The organism is Bacillus cereus group sp. BceL062 (assembly GCF_051780025.1).
Lineage (GTDB): Bacteria > Bacillota > Bacilli > Bacillales > Bacillaceae_G > Bacillus_A > Bacillus_A toyonensis.
Map to the genome: position 1 here is coordinate 1 of NZ_JBPWGY010000032.1, position 6881 is coordinate 6881.

Sequence of the window (6881 nt, forward strand, 5' to 3'; positions counted from 1 at the left end):
CGTACAAGATACTTATGTTCTCACCGTAGGGACTACGGGTAGAGCCTGCTAAGATAACCGGTGGATAATCGGTGTTCGCAGGAATCTCCCACTTCAAACAGTCCGTTAGGATGTTAAGTGGTGAGTAGTTCAATGAGGAGGTTATTATATGGAACGGAAAGTTAAAAAGATGATGGCTGATCTTTAATTTATCATTTTAGCCAAGAAGACCCCTACCTCAAGGAATGCGAAGTGAGTAGGTGGGAGATGAATTGGCTTCGGATAAAGGATGGCAGTAAGCCATCTTAATTGTTCGACATATATAAATTGTTACTTCACTACCTATCGAATGTATGTTTGTTGTATGATAGACACATGCCGAAATGGAGGTGAAAGGAATGATGATTAATAAAGCCTATAAATTTCGTATCTATCCAAATAAAACACAAGCAACCCTAATCAATAAAACGATTGGTTGTGCTCGTTTTGTATTCAATCACTTCCTATCTCTATGGGATAATGTATACAGAGAAACAGGAAAAGGTTTGACATATGGTACATGCTCTGCCAAACTTCCTGCCATGAAGAAAGAGTTTGTTTGGCTAAAAGAAGTGGATAGTATTGCGATTCAGTCGTCTGTTCGCAACCTTGCGGATGCTTATACACGCTTTTTCAAAAAACAAACCAGTGCCCCGCGTTTCAAATCTAAGAAAAACAACGTACAATCTTACACCACAAAACAAACAAATGAAAACATTGCCATTGTAGGAAAAAAGATAAAGTTGCCGAAACTAGGTCTTGTTCGATTTGCCAAGAGTCGCGAAGTAAAGGGACGTATTGTAAATGCTACAGTTAGACGGACCCCTTCTGGCAGATACTTTGTATCCTTGTTAGTTGAAACAGAAGTACAAGAACTTCCGAAAACATATTCTTACATTGGAATGGATGTGGGACTAAAAGATTTCGCCATTTTGTCAGATGGAACAACCTATAAAAATCCGAAGTTTTTTCGAGCATTAGAAGAGAAGTTGGCAAAAGCACAACGTGTTTTTTCTAGGAGAGTGAAAGGATCTTCTCGCTGGAATAAACAACGAGTAAAAGTAGCTAGAATTCATGAATACATGACGAATGCTAGAAAAGATTACTTGGACAAAATCTCAACTGAAATCATCAAAAGCCACGATGTTATCGGTATAGAGGATTTGCAAGTATCGAATATGTTAAAGAATCGCAAGTTAGCAAAGGCAATTAGTGAGGTATCCTGGTCACAGTTTCGAACTATGTTGGAATATAAAGCAAAATGGTATGGCAAACAAGTCATTGTCGTATCGAAAACATTTGCTTCCAGCCAATTATGTTCTTGTTGTGGATATCAAAACAAAGACGTTAAAAATCTAAATCTACGTAAATGGGACTGCCCTTCTTGTCGTACACACCATGATAGGGATATTAACGCAAGTATCAATCTAAAGAATGAAGCGATAAGGCTTCTAACCGCAAGGACTGTGGAGCTAGCCTAATCAATTAGAGTTCGATAGAACTCTTTACTTAGGAATCCCCCTCTTCTAAACGAAGTGAAAGTGGGGGTAGTTCAATATGAATCATGGTCAAATCAGTGTAGATTTTATGGATTTAGGTTATAAAAGAATGCTTTTTAGTGCATTAGAAGCTACCGGAAAAAAGTTTAATGTGTATACCAATGAACATAATGAAACAGCTTTGTTCTTAGAGTTAGTTTAGTAAATTTACGCAATGAGGAGCTGTTAATAATGATGCAGTTAACCATTTTTGACGTAATGGATGAAACTAAAAATAAGTTATATGAAGTATTAGAGAAAAATGGATTAAATTATAAGATTCATAAGTACTATTTATATTCGAATTATGAAGGGCTGTTCAGTATTCTTATATAAGAACAACTGATAATACAATTATTGATTTGTGCCTCTCCGATTTTCCAGAAATCTTCGTTGTCCATGAAGGATTTAGCGATAAACAAATTAGAAATATTTACAACTGGAACTTAGAAGCTATATAAATAACAAATTTAATTATTGGAGGAATGAAAAATGAAAATTGGTGTATCTGAGTGGAAAGCATTGAAAAAAGAGACAAAGTTAAAACTATTGCGCTATGCGATGTTAGAGTAAGTATAAGTATGAAAAATAAAAGCTCTTCATTTGCAAAAGCAAACAAAGAGCAAAAGTTTGAGTGACCGTAGAAGAAAGAAATTGGCTGATTTCTTTCCTATTTATTTTAATATATATAAAGATATTAAGAAAAGGGGCATGTAGAATAGAGTCGAAAGTCTAAATACCCTTAGGTAGCTCTCGTAGGTTTAAGATCTATGGGGGCTTTTTTAATAAGACAAATATAAAATTTCACGTACCGTAATGTTTAATAAAAAAACTAAATAATCAATAGTCTACATTAAATTTTGTGCCTAATTAATCCGCTTAATAGATTCGATCTCGTCTGTTTTGGATACTATTTTATGTGAAATGGAGATAGTATTTTTATTTCATATAGATTTCTTGCGAAATATGTACCTAGAGCAGTATTTCGATTTAAATGTGATACGATAGTGATATATTCGTTTTGCTAGTAAAAGGGGATGAGTGTCGATGAAAAACCACATAAAAATAAATGGAAAAATCCTTCAAACAAATAAAAAATGGTCACATCTCAAGCAAAGACAAAGACAACATATTTCTAATTGGTTACGTAGAGAATATACACAGTTTGTAAAAACACATTATAGAAAACCTAGAAAGTATGAACATGATGAGATTCTTCATGAAGTGATGAATCAAATACAGGAACGTGAAATTTGGATTCCTAATGGTGAAGTAAAAAGATATTATCTAAGCAAAATAGGAAAATGGTTTAGAAAAATAGAAAGTGAATGGGAATAACAAATATCCAACAGTGAAAAGCAGCATGTATTAGAAGAAAAGTAAATACAAACAAACCAGGGGGCGCATTTCATGTTTAATTTACAAGAAGATATGTATGAACAATTAAAAGAGAAAAAAGGGGATATCACTATATTTTTAAAGAATGGGGTTCCAATACGTGGGAACATTCTTGCAACAGATAAATTTACCGTCCTAATGATGGTTCATGGTAAACAACAACTAATTTACAAACAAGCAATCTCTACACTTGCTATGTAATACATACTGGATTTATGTAAATATAGCATTTATATAACGTTTATGAGTTATATTAAAGATCACCAGGAGGGTAGTGCAAATGCAACATCAAGAAAGGGTATATAAAGGGATTAAGATAGCTGATTCGGTTAGGCTATACAAAAAAGACGGTAGTTACAATTTACAGATTCAAAGCGCTTTAGATAGGTTGGTTACCAAATTAAATGAAGACAAGCATAAGCTGTTATGTGATTATGTGAATACTTCGACCAAAATTTTGATTGACTTTGATTGCGGTCATGATCCACATTGGATAACACCGAACGACTACAATAGTGGGTACAGATGTGCAAGATGCGGTGGAACATCCTCAATACAAGCAGCAGAAGAGTTAAAAAGACTATTAGAAGGTAATGGTCACACACTTTTAAGCGAATATAAAACAGCCCAAATTCATGTATTAATTGACTTTAATTGTGAGCATGACCCACATTGGATAAAGCCTTTTAACTATAAAACGGGGTATCGCTGTCCTAAATGTAGTGGTAAATCCTCTGATCAAGCTAGAGAAAATTTTTATAAAGAAGTTGAAAAAGCAGGCTATACATTGTTAGGTAGCTATAAAAATGCGTATATCAAGGTTAAACTGGAATGTGATAAAGGGCATGTTTTTGATGCGAAACCCAATAGTTTTACTTCGACGGCTAAATCAAGGTGTCTGAAATGCTCAGGGAAAGACCCAGAACAAGCAGAAGCAGGATTAAGAAAATTGATGAAAGAAAATGGACACGAATTGTTAAGCGAGTATATAAATACGGATACAAAAGCCCTAATAGATTTTAAATGTGGGCATGCACCGCACTGGTTGCAACCTTATTTGTATAAACAAGGACAACGCTGTCCAATATGTAGGGAATCCAAAGGTGAGAGGGCAATACGGGAATATCTTGATTCTAACGGAATAGCGTATATACATCAATATAAGTTTCCAAACGACAATAAAGCGTACGATTTCTATTTACCAGTTGAAAACACTATTGTAGAGGTACATGGACAACAACATTATGAAGAAGTAAAAATCTTTCATCACCGTAGCCATAAAACATTTGAAGATGAGAAACGTAATGATTTACGCAAAGAGGTATTTGCTAGAGAAAAGGGTTGCGGCTATGTTGTGGTCAACTATCGAGAACATAAGCCGGAATTAGCCTTACAGCGGTTTATATCGGCATACAACAAGTTAAAGGAATCAAAAATTTTTAAATAAGGGGTCGTTTCTGTCTTAATACCCCTTTTCGGGTGATGGGCAAAAACACCTTATTTACAATAAACCCCATCTCGCTAAAGGGATAAACGTTATGATACATTTTGATAAAGTTACTGAACTATAAGGAAGAAATATAAATTATCTATCATTGTTTTTAAAAATCTATAAAATTTAGGTATACTAACAATAAAAAGAACAGGGGACTAGGAAAATGATTGATTGGGATTCAATTGATGCGCGCCACTTCGAAAGATTTATTTTTCATGTTGTAGGGAAACAAGGATTTAAAAATCGTGAGTGGTTTGGAAGAGGGGGCGGAGATAAGGGACGCGATGTAGTTGCAAAATATTATGTAGAATTACCTTTTAAATTGGGATTCGAACAGACTTGGATATTTCAATGCAAACGCGAAAAGCGCATGCCGCAACAATCAGAAGTATTTAATGAAATTGTCAAGGCAAAACAGCACCATCCTGACGGTTGGGTACTTGTTACCCCTCATAACCCTACAGCAAACTTCTATGATTTTTTACATAGCCTAGAGCAAAATATGGGTTTTAAGTTAATTGTATTTGCTTTAGCAGAACTAGACGAGATTGTAAGAGAACATAAGGACCTAAAATATGTTCTACTTCACGGACGTTTACCAGAAGAAGGAGAGGAAGCAAATGTATAAATTAGAATACGATTTTGACAATCGCATTATTTTTAAAGTTGAAAATGAAAATAAAGAAAAAATGGATTTTGAATTTCCAAGTGCACCACTTATTTCGCCTGACAAAAAACATACTGTATTCATTGATCCATTAGAATGGGAATGTTTAGGTTCACTGTTTCTGTTTGATAATATTATTGGTGAATTTACAACGCTACTCGAACCAGAAGAAAGTTATATCCCTAAGTTTGTAAAATGGATCGATCACGAAACACTTGGAGTAATTATTGGATTTGGATATGGAACCGTAGCAATTGGCGGTAATTTATTTACATACAACTTAACAAGTAAAGAAAAAACGCAGATTACCACAGGTGATGCTAGAATCCAAATTACAAGTTTCGATATTTTACCTGATAAGAAAGTTAAGTGCAAAGGTATAAAATATACAGATGATATTCTAAACCAGTTTATTGAATTTGAAGAAATAGTTCAATTGTAAAAAAAGAGACCTGATAAGGGCCTCTTTTTACTTCTGAAATTATCAGTGCGTTCAATAACTTTTGATGATTATCTTAAATCGAGTAAGAACGGAAAAATACAATGTAACGGTGCATTGCTTCAATACTCTTCATACCAAGTAATACTTTGATTTCCATTGCGTTAGCTCCATTATGAAATGTGGTGAGGGTGATGTGGTGAATATTTGCACGTTTTATTTCTTTTTGCAGTATCCTTTAGAAACTGAACTCTACTTAAAGTATGATACGATTATAAAAAGAAAGGCATGAAAATAAAATTTAAGCAAAAATTAGCAATAAAGAGGGGATGAAGAAAAACGTGGGAGGATTTTTCAGTAAAATATGGGATGATTTAAAAAGTGGCGAAATTTTTTATTTAGGTAGACTATTTTGTTTGGTCATATTTATCTATTACATTATGAATTCAACCTATCAATTATCATTAAAGTACAAAATTTTTTTAAGTAAAACTGGATCTATCCCTCAAAACATTCTAGACATCAATAATAAATTATTAAGCTTACTACATGAATATATGCCGTTAATGATGATCCTTTCAGTCAGCCTATTTATTAGTGGCTTAACACTTAAAATAATTTCTTATACGATTTTCAATCATCATATTAAAGGCGGTTATTCAGGTCAACTAATTGCTTCTTCATTTTGGCTATTCATTACATTAATAATTCACTATGCTTATCAAGAATTGGGTACGAATTTTGCATCAGAAATACTAAGTAGTCTCATATGGTTAATAGTCATCATATTGATTAGAGCGTTTCTTGAAAAAAAGAATTACTATTTTGACCATTTATAAATCAGAAGATTAAATTTCTTGTTGCAGAATCCTTAGTAGGCCTCACCATATCAAAAAAAGAAAATTGTACGTTTAGACACATTTTGGACACAAATTAAGATGTTTGGTGTACGCTAAGACTATTTTTCGGCTAAATATGGACTATTTGGCATTGGAAAGTCGATGTTTTCTAAAATGTCAAATAGAATATTACATCACTAATGGGGTAAGCGAATGTAGTTTGTAAAGGTATACCTTTAAGGACATAACTTTAATCCTTATAAAATCAAGGTTTATCACGTTTACAAACATGTTACAAAACATTTATAAACGTTTATTAAATCTCCACGACCTTTATAAACTCCTTAGCGTACAATTTTCTTAAAATGATATGGTGACCCCATGCCCATCAAGCTAAGGTTGGATTTTCCGCGAACTTCCGTTCTTGTTGCCTACATGCTTGATATTTTGTTTATTTGTTTTTAAAAATACGCATACCAAATAAACC

The 6881-nt window shown here is 33.5% G+C and carries 8 protein-coding genes and 2 pseudogenes; 9 read left to right on the forward strand and 1 reads right to left on the reverse strand.

Translation table 11 applies throughout. From position 1 onward, the window contains the following. The first annotated feature begins 377 nt into the window (after positions 1-377). From tnpB to ACS2MN_RS30710, 8 genes and pseudogenes are all read left to right on the forward strand, one after another. Entirely contained in the window at positions 378-1499 is a 1122-nt protein-coding gene (gene tnpB / locus ACS2MN_RS30675) for an IS200/IS605 family element RNA-guided endonuclease TnpB (protein ID WP_438894947.1), read from the forward strand. Between the two features lie 76 nt (positions 1500-1575). Beyond that, entirely contained in the window at positions 1576-1719 is a 144-nt protein-coding gene (locus ACS2MN_RS30680; RefSeq protein ID WP_438894948.1) for a hypothetical protein, read from the forward strand. A gap of 29 nt (positions 1720-1748) precedes the next feature. Next, positions 1749-2017: pseudogene (locus ACS2MN_RS30685) on the forward strand (hypothetical protein). Positions 2018-2603: 586 nt separating this feature from the next. Then, entirely contained in the window at positions 2604-2894 is a 291-nt protein-coding gene (locus tag ACS2MN_RS30690; protein ID WP_438894949.1) for a transposase, read from the forward strand. Positions 2895-2966: 72 nt separating this feature from the next. Next, on the forward strand, positions 2967-3155 hold the full coding sequence (hfq, locus tag ACS2MN_RS30695; RefSeq protein WP_438894950.1) for an RNA chaperone Hfq: 189 nt from the start codon (positions 2967-2969) through the stop codon (positions 3153-3155). A gap of 79 nt (positions 3156-3234) precedes the next feature. Further along, positions 3235-4401, forward strand: a complete 1167-nt coding sequence (locus ACS2MN_RS30700; protein WP_438894951.1) for a hypothetical protein — start codon at positions 3235-3237, stop codon at positions 4399-4401. Positions 4402-4612: 211 nt separating this feature from the next. Beyond that, complete coding sequence (locus tag ACS2MN_RS30705) at positions 4613-5077, forward strand: restriction endonuclease (protein WP_195755450.1); 465 nt, start codon at positions 4613-4615, stop codon at positions 5075-5077. Further along, complete coding sequence (locus ACS2MN_RS30710; protein WP_346995172.1) at positions 5070-5558, forward strand: DUF4652 domain-containing protein; 489 nt, start codon at positions 5070-5072, stop codon at positions 5556-5558. The genes ACS2MN_RS30705 and ACS2MN_RS30710 overlap by 8 nt, the downstream gene beginning before the upstream one ends. 73 nt (positions 5559-5631) lie before the next feature. On the opposite strand, the pseudogene ACS2MN_RS30715 reads toward ACS2MN_RS30710, so the two are convergent. Continuing rightward, positions 5632-5793, reverse strand: a pseudogene (locus tag ACS2MN_RS30715) (tyrosine-type recombinase/integrase); the annotation flags it as partial. 91 nt (positions 5794-5884) lie between these two features. Between ACS2MN_RS30715 and ACS2MN_RS30720 the strand changes: the two are divergent. Beyond that, positions 5885-6394, forward strand: a complete 510-nt coding sequence (locus tag ACS2MN_RS30720; RefSeq protein WP_438894952.1) for a hypothetical protein — start codon at positions 5885-5887, stop codon at positions 6392-6394. The last annotated feature ends 487 nt before the right edge of the window (positions 6395-6881 follow it).

Excerpts from the sequence above, each read along its gene's own strand:
- tnpB (WP_438894947.1), top strand. The coding sequence starts at position 378 with ATGATGATTAATAAAGCCTATAAATTTCGTATCTATCCAAATAAAACA.
- ACS2MN_RS30680 (WP_438894948.1), top strand. The coding sequence starts at position 1,576 with ATGAATCATGGTCAAATCAGTGTAGATTTTATGGATTTAGGTTATAAA.
- ACS2MN_RS30690 (WP_438894949.1), top strand. The coding sequence starts at position 2,604 with ATGAAAAACCACATAAAAATAAATGGAAAAATCCTTCAAACAAATAAA.
- hfq (WP_438894950.1), top strand. The coding sequence starts at position 2,967 with ATGTTTAATTTACAAGAAGATATGTATGAACAATTAAAAGAGAAAAAA.
- ACS2MN_RS30700 (WP_438894951.1), top strand. The coding sequence starts at position 3,235 with ATGCAACATCAAGAAAGGGTATATAAAGGGATTAAGATAGCTGATTCG.
- ACS2MN_RS30705 (WP_195755450.1), top strand. The coding sequence starts at position 4,613 with ATGATTGATTGGGATTCAATTGATGCGCGCCACTTCGAAAGATTTATT.
- ACS2MN_RS30710 (WP_346995172.1), top strand. The coding sequence starts at position 5,070 with ATGTATAAATTAGAATACGATTTTGACAATCGCATTATTTTTAAAGTT.
- ACS2MN_RS30720 (WP_438894952.1), top strand. The coding sequence starts at position 5,885 with ATGAAGAAAAACGTGGGAGGATTTTTCAGTAAAATATGGGATGATTTA.